This window comes from Thalassospira sp. (assembly GCF_048059015.1).
Classification (GTDB): Bacteria; Pseudomonadota; Alphaproteobacteria; order Rhodospirillales; family Thalassospiraceae; genus Thalassospira.
Window position 1 is genome coordinate 1 of record NZ_JBLLNT010000005.1, and the last position, 19,097, is coordinate 19,097.

General features: G+C 52.6%; 17 protein-coding genes. 7 read left to right on the forward strand and 10 right to left on the reverse strand.

Features of this window, described 5'->3' with window-relative positions; all coding sequences use genetic code 11:
* Positions 1 to 190 precede the first annotated feature (190 nt).
* On the forward strand, positions 191 to 1,654 hold the full coding sequence (locus tag ACMZ66_RS08155; RefSeq protein ID WP_416936221.1) for a diguanylate cyclase domain-containing protein: 1,464 nt from the start codon (positions 191 to 193) through the stop codon (positions 1,652 to 1,654).
* Here ACMZ66_RS08155 and ACMZ66_RS08160 read toward each other — a convergent pair.
* The 5 genes from ACMZ66_RS08160 to moaB form a co-directional block, all read right to left on the reverse strand.
* Entirely contained in the window at positions 1,651 to 2,412 is a 762-nt protein-coding gene (locus tag ACMZ66_RS08160) for an IclR family transcriptional regulator (RefSeq protein WP_416936223.1), read from the reverse strand. The two genes, ACMZ66_RS08155 and ACMZ66_RS08160, sit on opposite strands and share 4 nt — an antisense overlap.
* Before the next feature lie 72 nt (positions 2,413 to 2,484).
* The gene (locus ACMZ66_RS08165; protein WP_416936225.1) at positions 2,485 to 3,297 is read right to left on the reverse strand and encodes a hypothetical protein; all 813 of its coding nucleotides are present in this window, start codon (positions 3,295 to 3,297) and stop codon (positions 2,485 to 2,487) included.
* Positions 3,298 to 3,477: 180 nt separating this feature from the next.
* Positions 3,478 to 4,569: a methyl-accepting chemotaxis protein gene (locus ACMZ66_RS08170; protein ID WP_416936227.1), complete on the reverse strand. Its 1,092-nt coding sequence runs from the start codon at positions 4,567 to 4,569 to the stop codon at positions 3,478 to 3,480.
* Between the two features lie 390 nt (positions 4,570 to 4,959).
* Positions 4,960 to 5,745: a sulfite exporter TauE/SafE family protein gene (locus tag ACMZ66_RS08175; protein ID WP_416936229.1), complete on the reverse strand. Its 786-nt coding sequence runs from the start codon at positions 5,743 to 5,745 to the stop codon at positions 4,960 to 4,962.
* A 35-nt stretch (positions 5,746 to 5,780) separates the two neighbouring features.
* Positions 5,781 to 6,323, reverse strand: a complete 543-nt coding sequence (gene moaB / locus ACMZ66_RS08180) for a molybdenum cofactor biosynthesis protein B (protein WP_416936231.1) — start codon at positions 6,321 to 6,323, stop codon at positions 5,781 to 5,783.
* 414 nt (positions 6,324 to 6,737) lie between these two features.
* Here moaB and ACMZ66_RS08185 point away from each other — a divergent pair, with 414 nt between their 5' ends.
* From ACMZ66_RS08185 to ACMZ66_RS08210, 6 genes are all read left to right on the forward strand, one after another.
* Complete coding sequence (locus ACMZ66_RS08185; RefSeq protein WP_416936233.1) at positions 6,738 to 8,690, forward strand: acetoacetate--CoA ligase; 1,953 nt, start codon at positions 6,738 to 6,740, stop codon at positions 8,688 to 8,690.
* A 495-nt stretch (positions 8,691 to 9,185) separates the two neighbouring features.
* A complete protein-coding gene (locus ACMZ66_RS08190; protein ID WP_416936235.1) occupies positions 9,186 to 10,208 on the forward strand; it encodes an amino acid ABC transporter substrate-binding protein in 1,023 nt (340 codons plus the stop codon).
* A gap of 117 nt (positions 10,209 to 10,325) precedes the next feature.
* Complete coding sequence (locus ACMZ66_RS08195; RefSeq protein WP_416936237.1) at positions 10,326 to 11,522, forward strand: amino acid ABC transporter permease; 1,197 nt, start codon at positions 10,326 to 10,328, stop codon at positions 11,520 to 11,522.
* Between the two features lies 1 nt (position 11,523).
* Positions 11,524 to 12,627 (forward strand): amino acid ABC transporter permease, encoded by a 1,104-nt coding sequence (locus tag ACMZ66_RS08200; protein WP_416936239.1) that lies wholly within the window; start codon positions 11,524 to 11,526, stop codon positions 12,625 to 12,627.
* Between the two features lie 92 nt (positions 12,628 to 12,719).
* Positions 12,720 to 13,430, forward strand: coding sequence for an amino acid ABC transporter ATP-binding protein (locus ACMZ66_RS08205; protein WP_416936668.1), 711 nt, complete (start codon positions 12,720 to 12,722; stop codon positions 13,428 to 13,430).
* Between the two features lie 135 nt (positions 13,431 to 13,565).
* The gene (locus tag ACMZ66_RS08210; protein WP_416936241.1) at positions 13,566 to 14,384 is read left to right on the forward strand and encodes an ABC transporter ATP-binding protein; all 819 of its coding nucleotides are present in this window, start codon (positions 13,566 to 13,568) and stop codon (positions 14,382 to 14,384) included.
* A 46-nt stretch (positions 14,385 to 14,430) separates the two neighbouring features.
* On the opposite strand, the gene ACMZ66_RS08215 is transcribed toward ACMZ66_RS08210, so the two are convergent.
* The 5 genes from ACMZ66_RS08215 to ACMZ66_RS08235 all read right to left on the reverse strand — a co-directional run bounded on the left by ACMZ66_RS08215 (position 14,431) and on the right by ACMZ66_RS08235 (position 19,084).
* Positions 14,431 to 15,195 carry a DeoR/GlpR family DNA-binding transcription regulator gene (locus tag ACMZ66_RS08215; protein ID WP_416936243.1) on the reverse strand — a complete coding sequence of 255 codons (765 nt, stop codon included), beginning with the start codon at positions 15,193 to 15,195 and terminating at the stop codon, positions 14,431 to 14,433.
* Between the two features lie 220 nt (positions 15,196 to 15,415).
* Positions 15,416 to 16,753: a thymidine phosphorylase gene (gene deoA / locus ACMZ66_RS08220; RefSeq protein ID WP_416936245.1), complete on the reverse strand. Its 1,338-nt coding sequence runs from the start codon at positions 16,751 to 16,753 to the stop codon at positions 15,416 to 15,418.
* Positions 16,754 to 16,812: 59 nt separating this feature from the next.
* Positions 16,813 to 17,619 (reverse strand): purine-nucleoside phosphorylase, encoded by an 807-nt coding sequence (locus tag ACMZ66_RS08225; RefSeq protein WP_416936247.1) that lies wholly within the window; start codon positions 17,617 to 17,619, stop codon positions 16,813 to 16,815.
* Positions 17,616 to 18,029: a cytidine deaminase gene (cdd, locus tag ACMZ66_RS08230; RefSeq protein WP_416936249.1), complete on the reverse strand. Its 414-nt coding sequence runs from the start codon at positions 18,027 to 18,029 to the stop codon at positions 17,616 to 17,618. Before cdd ends, ACMZ66_RS08225 begins: the two co-directional genes overlap by 4 nt.
* A 32-nt stretch (positions 18,030 to 18,061) precedes the next feature.
* Positions 18,062 to 19,084 carry a BMP family lipoprotein gene (locus tag ACMZ66_RS08235; protein WP_416936251.1) on the reverse strand — a complete coding sequence of 341 codons (1,023 nt, stop codon included), beginning with the start codon at positions 19,082 to 19,084 and terminating at the stop codon, positions 18,062 to 18,064.
* Positions 19,085 to 19,097: the final 13 nt, after the last annotated feature.

Consider the following 19,097-nt stretch of genomic DNA (forward strand, 5'->3'; position numbering starts at 1 on the left):
AAAATCCAGATGGATATTGTGGGCTGGGTGGAACCGGGGTTTCCTGCCCGGGCATGTAACAAAGAAGGCCACTGATCTCGCCAGTGGCCTTTTTCTTTTCAACAATTGGGGGGCGCATAGCACACTTGTCTTATTCCACCATGGGTATATTCTACACCCCAAGCGGCGGGAAAAGAGTATACAAAGAGCTATGCTGGGTCCGTTACTAAAGAACCGGGAAATTGTCGCCTTGCAGGTCTGCTGGTGCCTGCTGGGACTGTGGTTGTGTGGCGGCATCAATGTGGCTTTCGCCCTTTCCGAACCGGTCACTGAAACAGCATCCACCTCCATTCTGTTTTTCGTTCTTACCGCACTGGCACTTGCTGCCGGGCATTTTATAATGCGACGGCAAAACAAATCGCGTGAACGGTTCTTCTCACGCCTTCCCGGACTTGTTTTCCGCATTGATCAGTACGGAAAGATCGAGTTTGCCTCCGACCAGGGACTAAACTGGATTGGTGCGTCCCTATCAGACAATCTTCGCGAACATATATTTGATCATAAGTCCTTGTTGGCACTCCGCCTTCAGGCCATTCGGGCCAAGGGCGATGTGCAAACCGTGGAACTTCCGGTCACCACAAGTGTTGGCGATCAGCGCTGGATCCGTATTCAAATGTGCGCCGTGGCACCTTTCACGGCCGATTGCCAGATCGATTGCATCGTCTGGGACATCACAGAGCTGGTTGAAGAACGCAATCTGCGTCAGGAAAGTGAAGAACGCCTGCGTGTTCTTGAAAAACTGACCAACGAGGCCCTGTTTCTGCATGACGGGGGCAAATGCATTGATACCAACAACGCGGCAGAGCGGATGTTTGGCTACAAGCGTGAAGAACTACTCACACTAAGTGCGACCGATATCATTTCAAAGGACACCCTGCCCCTTGTGATGGCCAATATCCGATCGGGCTATGACAAGCCCTATGAAGCCGTCGCGAAATGCAAGGACGGGCGTGAATTCCCGTGTGAGATCAATGGCCGCAATGTAATCATTCAGGGAAACATTTTGCGCCTGACCAGCTTTACTGACATCTCGGATCGAAAATTCTCGGAAGAACAAATTCGTTTTCAGGCCAATCATGACGCGCTGACATCACTTCCCAACCGCTATCTTTTCATGGATCGCCTGACCTATGCCATGAAGCTGTCCAAACGCCGTCGGGAATGCTTTGCCCTGATGTTCATCGATATCGACGAGTTCAAGGAACTCAACGACAGTTGTGGCCATTCCACCGGTGACAAGGTTCTAGGTGAAATTGCCAATCGGCTAAGTGCTTCATTGCGGACTGTGGATACAGTTGCCCGAATTGGCGGTGATGAATTCACTGTCATCCTGCCCGGCACTGAAACGCCGGAAGACGCCGAAACGGTTGCCAAAAAACTTCAAAGGGCGCTGACCGATACCGGCGTGGATATCGGCGCTGATCGACCGCCCTATAGCATTTCGGCATCTATCGGGGTGGCACTTTATCCCGATCACGGCGAAACCGTCGATGAACTGATCGCGGCGGCAGATGATGCAATGTATGCCGCAAAAAAAGCGGAAGGAACACCTTCCGCTTTGCTAAAAACAATTGTTCGCCAACGTCCTAGTCGGCACGTTGCACAAAGCGGTTAAACTGGCTTCCCACCATATTCCCGACTTAGATCCGCGCATACGCGACGGATTTTAAGGCCAAGCTGTTCGATATGATCATTGGGAATACGCGCAGCTGGCCCCGAAAGCGATAATGCAGCAATTGGCGTTCCGGTCTCATCACGAACGACACCAGCAACACAACGAAGACCGACAGCATGCTCTTCATCATCAAGGGCGTAACCACGCTGACGGGATCGCTCCAGATCCTTTTCAAGTGCTGCCTGGGACACCAAAGTCCGTTCGGTGATCTTTGGCAAACCATGCTGGGCAACGACAGATTTCAGCTCTTCTTCAGGCAGAAACGCCAACAAGGCCTTTCCAACGCCAGAACAATGCATAAGCGCACGACGGCCCGGTGTGACCAGTGCACGCATCATTTTGCGGCATTCGACCTGCGACAGGAAAATAACCTCTCCGCCGTCGGCAACCGCCAGATTGACGGTTTCACCACTGTCTTCCATCAATGCCCGCATATAGGGGCGTGCGATCTGACTAAGATTGCGATTTTTGGTAAAGGCATTGCCTACGCTAAAGGCCTGTACGCCGACGAACCACAAAGTCCGTTCCCCATCAAACGCTACATAGCGTTCGTGCTGCATCGTGGTCAGCAAACGGTGCGCTGTGGATGGTGGCAACTTTACCTGTTGCGCAATTTCGGTCAGCGTCATCCCGTCATCGCTTTCCGCGAGTGCGTTCAGGATGCTCAGAGCCCTGACCAATGATTGAACCTGCTGCATGCAGATGTAACTCCCTGCGAATGGACGGCTTAGTCGCCCATTATTGTTCCATTAAATACGGATGTTATGGGATCAGCCGCCTGCTTGCACGGACTTTTGCCGCATCCAGACGAAAGTGGAATAACTGACCAAGTATGCAGTTGCGACGCCAAAGGCCACAAGTGTGCCCAATCCGATGCCAAGAACCGGATATCCAAGGGTCACTGCAAGAATATACACCCAAAGCGCGCCCATGCCGCGCGGGAAGTTCCGGATCAGCGTATGAACAGGCTCCGCACCATAGGTGAAATGCAAGATCAGCATTGTGGGATACAGCGACACCGGAAAACCTGACAGCAAACCTGCCCAACGTGGCCCAATCCATGCTGCCATACCACTAATAATGAGGACGATCAGTGCCGCCAACGCCGCACGCAAGAGAACAACGCGCTTGGTCAACCGCACCCGGTTTAGAATGCGGACATTCTCAATTTTACGAAACAGGACAAGCGCACCAAACATCGCGATCAGCAATATGATAGCAGCCTGTGTCAAGCTCATGGACGCGAGCTGGAACAACCAGGATACCGCCAGATAGATCACAAATGCGCTAACCGAACTTAAAAATACCTGCGGGATGATCGGCATGGTGACCAGACGCTTGGACACCAGATAATAGACGAACAGAAATGCCAAGGTCGCAATCAGGCCTGGCAAGGCATAGACGGCACTTTCACTGGCAAACGGAATGCCCTGCTCGATCGCGATGAAGTAAAGCAGGATGGCGGTACCAAGCGGGTAACCTGACAAAACACCCGCAACGCGTGGACCTGCGCGCTCGGCCAAGGCAGACAATCCCAAAACCGTTCCGATGGAGACAGCAATCTTTGCCAGTATCAGTTCCATCTAGCGCCCCTCACCATACAAACGCCATTTACAATGACATTTTATCAACAAAGTGATTCTATCGCTATCTGGTTTACATGGATCGGGCAAGCACGAACCACTGATCAGTGGTTCACAAACGAAGAACGGGCACCACCTGGGTGCCCGTTGACTTCAAAGTACCGATGGATATCACAAGACTTACACAGCAATACGCTGTCGCTGGAACAGGTCTTCGGAACGACGAACATTATTCGCCTGGGTTCGAATGGCAGCAATGCTGGATGCCGGTTTCTGAACAATTACGCCACGCCAACCGAGACCGGCATAGGTTTCATAACCCGGCGTCAATGCATGTGCGACAATGGTTTCATCCTCAAGAAGATAAGCCCCCTTTTTCTCCTTGTTGTGACGAAGTGCCATATACTCGCCCAAGCGCATCATTCTGTCCGACGAAGCAATGATCTTGCAATCACGATCGACGATCATAATGGTCGTACGTTCGCGCTCTTCTGGAGGCAGGTTAATGGAATTGACCACCAATTCCGCCTGTTCTTCCCAGTCAAAGAAGATGCCCATCGCCCCCACGATCTCGCCATCTTCTTCACCCCCAGCCCGCACAGCCGTGGCATAGGTCGCAACCGATTTGCCACCCAGTGCTTCGTTGTTCTCAATATCCGCGACAGCATATTCACCGCCGTTTCGGGTCGCCATCGCCTGACGGAACCATTCCTTTCCACTGACGTCAGTGCCGATTGCGCCGTAACGATCCGGGCGACCATTGGCAATGACGCGCCCGTTCTTATCTGCAACCCAAAGGTCCAGATAGACGGTATAGGAATCAAGGATCACGCCGAGGCGCTTGCAGGCAAATTTGCGCGTCGCATCATCCGCGTTCGCGTCACACCCTTGTACAACCGCGCTATCGGTTGCCCACCAACGGACATCGCAGCTGCGTTCATAGAGGTTACGGTCGATCAGTTCGATCACATAAAGCGCAAGATCAGAAAGGCGCGAGCCACGAACAATCTGTGCTGTTTTACGAAGCTCGGCTGCTTCATCAACAAACAGTTCCTGCAACTCGTTGGCGATTGATGTGATTTTCTGGGAGATATTGGTGACTTCATTTGCAACGACCGCGAAACCTCTTCCGGCTTCCCCGGCACGGGACGCCTCGATCAAGGCGTTCATTGCAAGCATTTTGGCGGTTTTGGTGACATTCTGAATTTCGTTAACTTTGGCTGTCGTTAGTTCCGACATGTTCGTAGCAGCGTTCAGAATTCTCTCAGGCATATTGGCCATCCCCTTTTTTTATGGTTCAACCAAATCCTGAGCCCCCACCAGCATTAGATCATCAGATTTTTATGAAATACACCAAATACGGCGTTATATTATAAACCCTTAATTTCAGGTACTTAGATCAAAGTTCCAAAACCTTACAAGATTTATTCCATGCAGGCACAAATAACCTACGCATTATCGCCTAGTACGACAGTATTGGAACAGCTAAGACAAACGCATAAATTTGATGTTTGCGACCACGCTTTTGAGCACGTTTTCTCCGCACTGCAAACGCAAAAAACCGAATATTCTGCAATTCGTGATCGTGATTTTGACGATAAATGCCTCCATTAACTGGAGTATCCAGCCCCTGCTGGCATAAAATGCTAAAATCGGAAAAGGTTAGAGCGCAGTAGATTGGCCAGCGGCAAACAGCGCAACAGCATCCCAAAGCAGCTTCACACCGGTAACAAATAGAAGTGTATAACAGACCCGATAGAACCAGGTCACATTGACCTTGTCATGAGCCCAAAGACCAAGCCATGTGCCAAAAATGGCCACCGGGATCAACACGGCTGCGGTACCAAGGTTTGCTGCGCTAAATTGGCCAAGGAACCAATACGGAATCAGCTTCACATAGTTGACCACAATGAAGAACATCACGGTCGTACCGACAAAGATCGATTTATCCATGCGCTGCGGCAGCAGGAAAACCGAAACCGGTGGTCCACCAGCATGGGCGACAAAGCTTGTAAACCCCGCAAGACCGCCAAGAACAGTTCCCTTACCCACGGCTGCGGGTTTTGGCGTATCCCCCGCCTTCTTGCCACGCAGCCAGTGATCAAGGGTGAAGATGATCGCAATAAGGGCGATGATCAGCTTGACCGCAGCGACACTTAAATAACTGAATGTCAGCACACCCACCAAAATCCCCGCCAGCGCGGCAGGCACAAGGATCATCATGTTGCGTCGGTCCCAACGCGTCCGATAGGCCCAGACATTTGCAATATCCATCAAACACAGGATCGGCAACATCACAGCAGCCGCGACCTGTGGAGACACCGCCAACGCCATAAGCGGGACCGCCACTACCCCCAAGCCGCCGCCAAAACCGCTTTTGGAAACGCCGGCTATCAGAACGGCTGGAATGGCAACAACGTAGAAGAACGGATCCGTGATGAAATCCATTGGTGGTCCTTATGGTGGCAAATCAGGAAACGAAGTCAGACTTCCAGCAGACGCGGCATCAGCTCGACAAAATTGCAGGGCCGATGCCGAATATCGAGCTGATAGGTCAAAATATCGTCCCATGCATCCTTGCATGCCCCCGTCGATCCCGGCAGCGCGAACATATAAGTCCCCATGCACACACCCGCAGTTGCGCGTGATTGAACGGTTGAGGTCCCGATCTTCTGGAAGGAAATCCAACGGAACAACTCGCCAAAGCCAGGGATTTCCTTTTCATACAGTGCACGATGCGCTTCGACAGTCACATCGCGCCCGGTAACACCTGTACCACCCGTGGTGATGATAACGTCGACGTCAGGATTAGAGCACCAAGCCGCCAATTGCTTGCGCAGAACCACTTGATCATCAGGCAGGATTTTACGCTCGTACAGTTTATGGCCCTTGGCATCGATCCGCCCGGCCAGAACATCGCCGGATGTATCATTATGGGCTTCGCGGGTGTCGCTTACGGTTAGCACCGCAATATTGATTGCAACGAATTCCCGACTTTCATCAATCCCGGCCAAGGTCGCCTCCACTGTCTTAATCCGATGACCCGTCAAACTAGTATGACCGCCAACATCCGCAAGCGTTTTCGCGCTCCTGACTTCAAACGCACGCGACAATCGAATCATCTTTGAACAATATCTTGCCCATTTTTGGCATTTTATTATCAAGAAACGGCACATTCACCAATGATCGTAAAACTATTTTAGCACCACTAGTTGCAGAACATAGTCACACTTTATCAATTATTTAAGCCACATACCTGGATGCAACACATTCAATTTTCTAACCAAATTGGTATTACCAATTAAAGACATCCGCGTTACTTTGCTTGCCGCCCAAGATTTTTCCCCGTAGAAAAGCGGTAAAGAGATACCAATTTAGCGCGCAGTTGAACGACGCACTGTTATCTTTACCTCAAACTGGCAGGAAACAGAGGACCCATCATGAGCGACTTGCTTTGGCAACCGACGAAAGAACGTGTTGAAAATGCAAACGTCACCCGCTTTCGGCTTTGGGTGAACGAAAAGTACGGCCTGGACCTCCAGAGCTTTACCGCTCTTTATGACTGGTCGGTATCAGACATTGAGAAATTCTGGCCTGCCATCATTGATTATACCGAACTGAAAGCTGAAAGCTGGGGCGACCGCGTCCTGATTGATGGCAACAAGATGCCGGGCGCTCAGTTCTTTCCAGATGCACGCCTGAACTTTGCGGAAAACCTGTTGGTACGTGATGATAACACTGACGCGCTGGTGTTCTGGGGCGAAGACAAGGTCAAATCACGCCTGTCTTGGGCAGAACTTAACATCGCAGTATCCAAGTTCTCGCAGGCCCTTCGCGCAGAGGGTGTGAAAAAAGGTGATCGTGTTTGTGGCTATATGCCCAACATGTCCGAAACCGTGATCGCGATGCTGGCAACGGCGGCCATCGGCGCCACTTGGTCCTCCGCCTCCCCTGATTTCGGGGTTCAGGGCGTTGTTGATCGTTTTGGCCAGATTGAACCGACAGTGATGATCACGGTCGATGGTTACCACTATAATGGTAAGCAACACGATATCCGCGAGAAAGTTCGCGATGTCGTCGATCGCATCGACAGCCTCAAGAAAGTTGTCATCGTCAAATATGCCTTTGATGGTACTGACACCATCGGCATTCGCAATTCCATTGCCTATGACGATTTCATCGCACCGTTCGAAGCTGAAAAAATCGTCTTTGAGCAGGTCGAATTCAATCACCCGCTTTATGTGATGTTCTCGTCCGGAACCACGGGCAAGCCGAAATGCATTGTGCATGGCACCGGCGGCACGTTGTTAAAGCAGGTTTCCGAACATGTCCTTCACTGCGATGTCGCGCCGGGTGATCGGGTGTTCTATTTCACCACCTGTGGCTGGATGATGTGGAACTGGCTGATGGCAGGCCTTGCTGCTGGCGCTACCCTGCTTCTTTATGATGGCTCCCCCTTCTATCCGAGCGGCAACATCTTGTTTGACTATGCCGATACGGAAGGCATGACGTTGTTTGGCACATCTGCAAAATATATCGATGCGCTTGCCAAGGCAGAACTAAAGCCGCGTGCGACGCATCGCCTGTCTACTGTTCGCGCCATGACCTCGACCGGCTCACCACTTGCGCCAGAAAGCTTCGATTACGTTTATCGCGACATCAAGGAAGACATCCATCTGGCGTCCATTTCGGGCGGTACTGATATCCTCGGCTGCTTTGTCCTTGCCTCGCCAGTCCTTTCGGTAAAACGCGGCGTCATTCAAACCCGTGCTTTGGGCGTTGCCGTTGACGTGTTTGACGACGAGGGCAAATCTGTTCGCAATGAAAAAGGCGAACTGGTTTGCACCAAGCCCTTCCCGTCCATGCCGGTTGGCTTCTGGAACGATCCGGATGGGTCACGCTATCACAGCGCTTATTTCGACCGGTTTGATAACATCTGGTGCCATGGTGATTATGTAGAGCTTGATGACGAAGGCGGCATGGTGATCTATGGCCGATCAGATGCCACCCTGAACCCGGGTGGTGTTCGCATCGGCACAGCAGAGATCTATCGCCAGGTTGAAAAGCTGCCTGAAATTCAGGAATCGATTGTCATCGGACAGGACTGGGATAATGACGTTCGCGTCATCCTGTTTGTTGTGCTGCGCGAAAATTATGAGTTGGATACCGCCTTGATTGACACGATCAAGAAGCAGATCCGCACCAACTGCACACCACGTCATGTTCCGGCAAAAGTGATCGCTGTTGCCGATATTCCACGCACAAAATCGGGCAAAATTACAGAGCTTGCGGTCCGCGACGTGGTTCATGGCAGACCAGTTAAAAATCAGGAAGCCCTAGCAAACCCGACGGCACTGGAACTGTTCTCAAATCTAAGCGAACTTAAAACCTGATCAGCAAAACCCCCGCCCCAACCGGCGGGGGTTTGTTTTTGCACGATCTTCAAATGGGTCGATCGGCGCGCACAGGAATCCAAAAGCCATCCGATTCCGCATCGCAACAGTGCGCATTTTTTAAACACGGTTTTCCAATGCATTTTTTTTACGCACACACCTCAATTGGGCGAAAAAAAGTTCGTGCATTTTGAAGGACTGCATGTCAGCCCCCCTAATTCACGGGTTAAATAACTGAAATACTGCACTAATCTTGAAGTTGCATAAATTATTAGATCTCTGTGCAATCAGCAGTTAAACCCCGAAAAAAGCTCAATTTGCGGCCATTTGCATGCCCTGGCTCACAGTCGAAAATTTTTCATACTTGACACAAGGCGGCCTAAAATTTCTTAATTTGGCGGTCCGCTGATTTCGGACAGAAGGATATGCTGCAAGGCGTATCCTGGGTGGCACAAAAGCTAAAAACAATGCTTTGCTAATAAGGGAGCTCATCTAATGAAAATCAAAACGATCCTTGCCGCTGGCGCAATGACCGTTGCAGCCGTTGCCGCACAGAACGCACAGGCTGGTGCCGTGCTCGACGGCATCAAGGCAAAAGGTTTCGTTCAGTGTGGCGTGAACACCGGTCTTCCGGGTTTCTCTGCTGCCAATGCTGAAGGTAAATGGGAAGGTATCGACGTTGATGTATGCCGTGCAATTGCTGCTGCAGTTCTCGGTGATGCAAACAGCGTTCAGTACACCCCGCTGACCGCAGCACAGCGTTTCACGGCGCTGCAGTCTGGTGAAATCGACATCCTGTCACGTAACACCACTGCAACCACCACCCGTGATGCGAAACTCGGCCTGACCTTCGTCGGCATCAACTATTATGACGGTCAGGGCTTCCTGATCCCGAAAGCTCTTGGCGTGAACAGCGCGACCGAGCTTGACGGCGCAACCGTCTGCGTAGAGCCGGGCACCACGACCGAGCTGAACCTCGCTGATTACTTCCGCGCTAAAGGCATGTCCTTCGAGCCGGTCGTTATCGAAAACATCAACGAAGCAACCGCTGCCTTCTTCTCGGGCCGTTGCGACGTTTACACCACGGATGCTTCGGGTCTTGCTTCGATCCGTACCACCATGGCTGAAAACCCGGATGACTACATCATTCTTCCGGAAATCATTTCCAAAGAGCCGCTCGGCCCGGTTGTCGCCCAGGGTGACGAACAGTGGTCGGACATTGCTCGTTGGGCACTGACCGCGATGGTCGAAGCTGAAGAGTTTGGCGTCACCATGGGTAATGTTGACGACATGAAAGCAAACAGCACCAACCCGGGTATCCAGCGTCTTCTGGGCGTTTCGCCGGGCATGGGTGAAGCTCTTGGTCTCGACGAAGAGTGGGCTTACCGCATCATCAAAAACGTTGGTAACTACGGCGAAAGCTATGCAACCAACGTAACTGCAAAGCTGGGCCTCGAGCGTGGTCTGAACGCTCTGTGGACCGATGGTGGCCTGCAGTACGCATGGCCGGTTCGCTAATTCGTTAGCAACCGTTCACTAGAACCTACGAAGCTCCGCCCCACTGCCTGAACGCATGGGCGGAGCTTTTCGTTAGGTGGCTACTGATTTTGGATACAATCTACACCTGAGGGTCATATGAGTAAGCCTCAAAATGCCCCGGGGGATGTTCGTTCCAAGGGCCTCGTCGACTATCTGAATGACGAGAATGTCCGTGCGGTGCTCTACCAGGTAATCGCAATCGGCCTTATCATTCTGGCTGGCTGGTACCTGGTGTCCAACACCTTGTACAACCTTGAACAACAGAACATCTCAACCGGCTACGGGTTCCTCGATCTTGAAGCATCCTTCGAGATCAGTGAGACCATGATCGAATACAGTGCCCAAAGCGATTACGCGACGGCACTGATTGTCGGTCTTCTCAATACCGTCAAAGTTTCGGTGCTTGGCATCATTCTTTGTACGATTATCGGAACCATCTTTGGCGTCGCCCGTCTGTCGTCGAACTGGATCGTTCGTAAACTCGCAACCGTTTACGTCGAAATCTTCCGTAACATCCCGGTTCTGCTTCAGCTGTTCTTCTGGTACGCGCTGATCCCAAGTGCATTCCCCCACCCGCGTGACGCGCTTGAGCCGCTCCCGGGTGTGCTATTTACGTCGCGTGGCATGTATATGCCGGTTCCGGTCGCCGATACCGCCTATACCCTGATGGGCATTGCCGCCGTTATCGCGCTTGTGATCATCTTCTTTGTTAAAAGATGGGCCAAAAAGCGTCAGGATGCGACCGGACAACCCTTCCCGATGTTCTTTGCTGGTCTTGGCATTTTTGTCGGCCTTGTGTTCCTTGCCTATCTGGCAGGTGGCGCACCGACCGAGCTGAGCATGCCGGAACTGAAGGGCTTTAACATTCGCGGCGGCTATAACATTTCGCCCGAGTTCCTGGCAGTTCTGATCGGCCTGACTGTTTACACCTCGACCTATGTTGCCGAGGTTGTTCGTTCCGGTATCCAGGCAGTTCCGAACGGCCAGTGGGAAGCTGCTGACAGCCTTGGCATCAAGCGGTCCGTCGCCCTTCGCAAGGTGATTCTGCCGCAGTCAATGCGCGTCGCAATCCCGCCACTGACCAACCAGTATCTTAACCTGACCAAAAACAGCTCGCTTGCCGTTGCGGTCGGCTATCCGGACTTGGTTTCGGTTTCCAACACGACCATGAACCAGACAGGTCAGGCAATCGAGGCCATCTCGATCTTCATGTCGATCTATCTTGGTTTGTCCTTGTTGACCTCGCTCTTTATGAACTGGTTCAACAAGAAAATGGCACTGGTGGAGAGGTAACATGTCAGATAACGCAAAATTACCTCCTCTTCCAGCCGGCACCGCAGTCGAACGTGCTGTGAGCTGGTCAAAGAAGAACCTGTTTGACGGGTGGTTTAACACCCTTCTCACTCTGGGTTCGATTGCCTTCCTGCTCTGGCTGATTCCGCCGATGGTCGAATGGGGTATTACAAATGCCACATTGGCACCAACCTTTGATGACTGTAAGGCCGTCAGTGGTGCGTGCTGGGGCTTTGTGAATGCCAACCTCCGGCTGATCCTGTTTGGTACCTACCCGTTTGATGAACAGTGGCGTCCGCTGCTGGCCATGGTCCTTCTGATGGGCATCATCTGTGGTAGCCTTGGTGCGGTGAAATACCCAAGCCTGCGTAAAGCAATCATCCCGATGTGGGTAATTGGGGTTCCGATCATTGCCATCCTGATGTGGGGCGGTATGTTTGGTCTCACCTATGTTCAGAACAGCTATTGGGGTGGCCTGCCGCTGACGCTGATCCTGTCATCGATTGGTGTGATCTTCGCCTTCCCGTTCGGTCTGCTGCTGGCCCTTGGTCGTCAGTCGCACATGCCAGCCATCAAAACCGTTTCTGTGGTTTACATCGAAGTTATTCGTGGTGTTCCGCTGATTACGGTTCTGTTCATGGCATCGGTCATGTTCCCGCTGTTCCTGCCTGATGGGGTAACCATCGACAAACTGCTTCGTGCACAGATCGGTATCATTCTGTTCACCGCGGCCTACCTTGCTGAGGTGTTCCGTGGTGGTCTGCAGGCTGTTCCGCGTGGTCAGTTTGAAGCAGGCGACAGCCTTGCACTGTCTTACTGGCAGTCCATGCGCCTGATCATTCTGCCGCAGGCACTGCGTCTGGTTATTCCACCTACCGTGAACAGCTTCATCTCGATGTTCAAGGACACCACGCTGGTCGTGATTATCGGCCTGTTTGACTTCCTTGGCACGGTGAAACTGGCACTGCGCAGTGACCCGGCCTGGACCAAGTATTACGTCGAAGGCTATGCCTTCGCCGCGGCAATTTTCTTCCTGATCTGTTTCTCGATGGCGAAATATTCTGCCTATCTTGAAAAAGAGCTTCGCAAAGGCGAACGCAGGTAAGGAGTGAGGAAAAAACAATGACTGTAGCAACTGAAACCACTACCGGCGCTGTGCCTCCTCCCTCCGAGGAAGACGTCATCGTCGTAAACAAGATGAACAAATGGTACGGCAATTTCCATGTTCTCAAGGACATCGATCTTTCCGTACGCAAGGGTGAGCGTATCGTTATCTGTGGCCCGTCAGGGTCGGGTAAATCCACGCTGATCCGTACGCTGAACCGCCTTGAGACCTATCAGAGCGGTGAAGTCACCGTGGACGGAATTTTCCTTGGCGACGATGTGAAAAACATCGAAGCCGTCCGCCGTGAAGTCTGCATGGTGTTCCAGCACTTCAACCTGTTCCCGCACATGACTGTGCTTGAGAACCTGACGCTGGCTCCGATCTGGGTTCGCAAGATGCCCAAGAAAGAAGCCAATGATCTGGCCATGCACTATCTTGAGCGTGTCCGCATTGCAGAGCAGGCCCACAAGTTCCCGGGTCAGCTTTCCGGTGGTCAGCAGCAGCGTGTAGCAATTGCCCGTTCGCTCTGCATGCAGCCGAAAATCATGCTGTTCGATGAGCCGACCTCGGCCCTTGACCCGGAAATGGTCAAGGAAGTTCTCGACGTGATGGTCGAACTTGCAAAAGAAGGCATGACCATGCTTTGCGTGACCCACGAAATGGGCTTCGCAAAAGAGGTTGCAGACCGCGTCATCTTTATGGATGCCGGCCAGATCATCGAGATGGCAGGTCCGCAGGAATTCTTCGACAATCCGAAAAGCGACCGTACCAAGCTGTTCCTCAGCCAGATCCTGTCGCACTAATCGGTTTTCGATTTCCGAGACTTTGCAAAACGGCCCCGCTTTCGGGGCCGTTTTCATTTTTGTAAATTTGGCACTTGCCCCCTGCCCGGCAATTTCCGAAACTCGGGACCAATTCGCATTCTGACCGGAACATTCATGACCCAGCCTGCATCAGTCCCAACTGCACAACCCGATTTTATTGCTGTTGAAAAGCTTTTCAAACGCTTTGGCAGCAAACACGCGCTTGAAGCAGTTGATCTTCACCTTGCCAAGGGTGAAACCATGGCGATTATCGGCCCGTCAGCGGCCGGTAAAAGTGTGCTGATGAAGTGCCTGGTCGGGATCTATGGCGCAGATAGCGGCTCCATTTACCTTGATGGCGATGATGTCAGCCGTATAGGTGCACCAACCCGTCCTGAATGGGCGTCGCGCATCGGTATGCTGTTTCAGCAAAACGCTCTGTTTGACAGCCTAAAGGTTTGGGAGAACATCTGCTTTCGCCAGATCGAGCTAGGAACACTTAACCGCAAAGACGCCAAAGACCACGCGCTACATTTACTCGGTCTTGTCGGCCTTGCACCGGAAAGTGCTGATTTGGCACCAAATGACCTGTCGGGCGGGATGCAAAAACGTGTTGGCATTGCGCGCGCCATTTCTACCGATCCGGCAATTCTGCTGCTTGATAACCCGACAGCGGGTCTTGACCCGGTTCTGTCCAATCATATCGAGCTGATGATCGCCAAAATCGCCGAACAACGCGGCACTACGGTGATTTCGATAACCAATGACATGCAGATCGCCAGAACCCGCTATCAGAACCTGATGATGATGCATGAAGGCAAAGTCTATTGGTCTGGCAAGACCAGCGACATTGATGATGCGCATAATGATCACCTGACGCAGATGCTCAATGGCTCATCTCACGGCCCGATCACCATGCGCACAGGCAAGCGCGACGACAACGTCTACGCTTGAGCCTGCTGAAAATTATCCTGATTGGTATGCAACTGAAAACCGCCTGCTAGTTCGCGGTATAAACCGACACGTCGGCTTCGCGGATAACATCCGACCAAACCGGGCCCGGATGACGATCGGTAAACAGGGCGTCAATCTCTGAAAGATGCCCAAGGCGCACCATCGCACGACGGCCAAACTTTGATGCATCGGTACACAAGAACGTCTGTCGCGCGTTGGAAATGATCGCCCGTGCAACCCGGACTTCACGATAATCAAAGTCCATCAGGCTGCCATCTTCATCAACACCTGAAATACCGATGATGGCGTAATCGACCTTGAACTGGTTGATGAAATCAATCGTCGCTTCACCAATGACGCCAAAGTCACGCTGGCGTACGACACCGCCCGCTATAATAACTTCAAAGCCCTGATTGGCAGCGCAAATTTCAGCCACATGCAGGTTATTGGTGATGATTTTCAGGCTCTTGTGACCTGAAAGTGCATGGGCGACTTCTTCGTTGGTCGTGCCAATATTGATGAAAAGCGATGCGCCTTCCGGGATATGTTCCGCGACCAGCTTGGCAATTTCACGTTTGCTGCCAAGGTTAAGGACCTGGCGGTCGGTATATGCCGTGTTTTCCGTGGTCGAAACACTTGCAGCACCACCGTGATAGCGCGCAATCAGCCCCTCTTCGGCCATCTCGTTGATATCGCGCCGGATGGTTTGCGGGGTGACAGAGAAATGATCAGCAAGGGAATCAATGGTCATAAAGCTGTTGGACGCCACAAGTTCCAAAATCTCACGGCGGCGCCGATCCAGTTTCCCCATGCCTGTCTCTCCTGATGTTTTTGATTTTCGTCTTGGTGGGCGAATTTTCGTTACCGATCAAAATGCGGTCTATTCGCGTATTTTGCAAGTCCTGTAACAATCTATGACAAACGTAATTTGCTCCTGCCCCAGATAGTCGAACAGGCCGCTGCAATGATCACGGCCAAAAGAAAAGGCCGGAACTTACATCCCGGCCTTTTCCAATGTTTGAACTAGTGTGTTAGCCTTTGGCAGCCACAATCCGCTCGCGCACGGCTGGCTCGGAGCCCGTGGGGTGGACATCGCCATCGCCAATCACAATCGCCTCACGCAGAAGCTTGGTTGCATCTTCAAGCTGGGCATCATCGCGCGTATGGGCAATGCAAAGCGGTGTTTCTGCCGAAACCGGCTGACCAACCTTGATGAAATCGGTGAAACCGACGGCGAAATCGATCTTCTGATCCGCGCGTGTACGACCACCTTTAAGCGCGACAAGTGCCAAGCCAACCTTGCGCGCATCCATCGACAGAACACGACCGGTTTTAGCTGCGGTTACCGCATTCACCATCGGCGCTGCTTCAAGGTAGTTTTGATTCCTTTCGATGAAGTCTGCCGGGCCGCCCAGGCTCGTGACCATCTTGCCGAACACTTCGGCGGCCTTCCCGCTGTTAAGCGCATCGGTTGCCATACGAAAACCATCGGAAACGTCGGTTGCAACACCACTGACTGCAAGCATTTCTGCTGCCAGCGCCATGGTAACGTCATAGACGCGCTGTTCCTGATGGTTACCCGTCAGGAACTCGATCGATTCACGCATTTCTAATGCATTGCCAACCGTATCGCCCAGAACCTGCTCCATATCGGTCAGAAGGGCCACAGTCGGCACACCATTGCGGGTCGCAACTTCGGTGATGCTTTGGGCCAGTTCACGTGCGCGTTCATATTCATTCATGAAGGCGCCCGAACCGAATTTCACATCCATCACCAGCGAATCAAGACCTGCGGCCAGTTTCTTCGACAGGATAGATGCCGTGATCAGCGGAATGCTTTCGACCGTCGCGGTAACGTCACGAATACCATAGAAACGCTTGTCTGCCGGTGCCAGATCAGACGTCTGACCAATGATGGCACATCCGACTTCGCGGGTGACCTTGGCGAATTCTTCAAGCGTCGGGGTCGTGCGATATCCCGGAATGGAATCAAATTTATCCAGCGTTCCGCCAGTATGGCCAAGACCACGACCGGAAATCATCGGAACAAAGGCACCGCATGCACCAACAATCGGGCCCAGCATCAGGCTGACTTTATCGCCCACACCACCGGTGGAATGCTTGTCGACAACTGGACCATCAAGACCAAGCGCCTTCCAATCCAGAACCGTTCCACTATCGCGCATATTACGCGTCAAGGCAGCACGCTCATCCATCGTCATGCCGTTAAAGAACACGGCCATCGCAAGGGCAGCCACCTGCCCCTCGCTGATGCTGTCATCGGTGATGCCTTTGACGAAAAAGGCGATCTCGGCGTCTGTCAGAACTTCGCCTTCACGTTTGCGGCGAATAATTTCCTGCGGCAGCATTTGCTGTCTCCTGCGCGCTTGTCGTTAATTTACGAAACCAATTCTGGTTACTTTTAAGTTCAGGCTGCTTCTGAAAAATACTGCAGCAAGATCTTGATAAGGTTGGCAGAACCTTCTTTGGCCATATCCAAAGTCTGCTCGTGGCTAAGCGGAGTTGCGCTCATGCCTGCGGCAAGGTTCGTGATGTTGGAAACTGCGGCAACCCGGAAACCAAGACGACGGGCAAGGATGGTTTCCGGCACAGTCGACATGCCAACCGCATCCGCACCAAGCACCTTGAGCGCACGAATTTCTGCCGGCGTCTCAAAGCTTGGCCCCGTGCACCAGCAATAAGTTCCTTCAAACAATTTGATGCCAAGCTTAGCCGCCGTGTCATGCAGGCCCGATCCGATTTCGGGATCATAAGGTACATCCATGCCAACAAAGCGATCTTCGCCGTGATATCCAATCAGCGGGTTCGGACCAAACAGGCTGATATGATCAGTGATCAGCATCAGGCTGCCTGGAACCGCATCTGCAATGAGCGAGCCCGCAGCATTGGTCAGGATCAGACGATCTGCGCCAAGTTCGCGAAGTGTTTCAAGCGGCTCCGCCATCAAGTCTGAACGACCATGTTCATAGAAATGCGCCCGGCCCTGCATCACTGCAACCGAGACCGCCCCAATGCGACCCAGCACAAGCTTGCCGCCATGTCCCACAACGGTCGGACGCGGGAAACCCGGCAGGTCTTCATAGGAAATGGTGATGGCATCACTGACGGCGTCGACAACGCCGCCAAGGCCACTTCCAAGTACCATTGCTACGTCGGCTTTGAAACCCGGTGCTTTTGACGCAATAACGTCCAGTGCAGCTTTTACGTTGCTCATTTCAGGTTCTCCGGACCAAAGGAATGCGGGATCAGTTCTTCACGCGACAGGGTCAGAAGCGTGTCACCACCATCATTGATGATGTAGATGGTCGCATCCGACTGGGTGAATTCGCGGATCTTCTGGCGGCAACCACCACAGGGCGTACAGGCAACATCGCCAAGCCCGACAACAACAATCTCGTCAAACTGGTTTTCACCCGACAGCACCATTGCGGAAATCGCACCTGCTTCTGCGCAGACACCTTCTGGATATGCTGCGTTCTCGACATTACAGCCTGCAATGATGTTGCCATCAGCGGTCCGCAAGGCCGCACCAACATGGAACTTTGAATATGGCGCATAGGCCTTGTCACGTGCGGCCAATGCTGCATCGATCAAATCGCGGGGGGCCTGTTTTGTTTCAGCCATCATGATTGTCCTGTTTCGTAAATCAACGCTGCCTAGTTCGGGCAGGTGTTATCTGTCATGTAGTCATGGATTGCGATTTTACCGCTGACAATGTCAGCCTTGGCCTGATTGGCAGCAGTTTCCATCTCAGCCGTGATCAAATCGCGGTTATTTTCATCAAGCGCCCAGTCAATGCCGCCTTCGGCAAGACCAAGGCTTCTGATACCCGGCTGCCAAGTGCCGTCAAGGGCCGTACGGAACGCCTCGTAAACAGCGACATCCACATGTTTGACCATCGATGTCAGGATCGATCTGGCGTGAAGCCCGTTCTGATTGGAATCTGATCCAATCCCCAAAACACCAGCATCAGCCGATGCCTGCAAAACGCCAAGGCCTGTTCCACCAGCAAGCTGAAGCACCACATCAGCGCCCTTGCCGATTTGCGTCGTGGCGAGTTCAGCACCCCTGATCGGATCGTTCCAGGCAGCGCCGGTTGTTCCGGCGAAGTTCACCAGAACGTCTGCCTCACCGTTCACACTACGTGCGCCAAGTTCATAGCCACAGGTCATGCGCCGGATCAGCGGAATATCCATACCACCCACAGCGCCGATCACACCCGACTTCGATGCCATGGCGGCAAGCATACCAACGATGTAGCTGCCTTCATGTTCCCGAAACACGATGGATTGCAAATTGGGCCGATCAACAACCATATCGACAATCGCAAAACGCGTTTCAGGGAATTCCGGTGCAACTTCGGCCAGTGCAGATGCCTGCTGGAAACCGATCACAACAACCGGATCGCGGCCTTCGCGGGCAAAGGTGCGAATGGCCTGCTGGCTTTGGGTATCGTTGCGAAGTTCAAACTCGCGGTATTCCATGTTGAATTCGGACTTGAACCGTTCCGCCCCGTCAAAGGCAGACTGGTTAAACGATCCGTCAAACTTTCCACCCGTCGAATAGACAATCGCGGGTTTGGCCATCTGATCAGCCAATGCAGGGGCACTCACCGCCATACTTCCCGACGCAAGGGCCGACAAGATTGCGATGACACCGAAAACCGGTTTGATTTGCATGAAATGCCTCTAA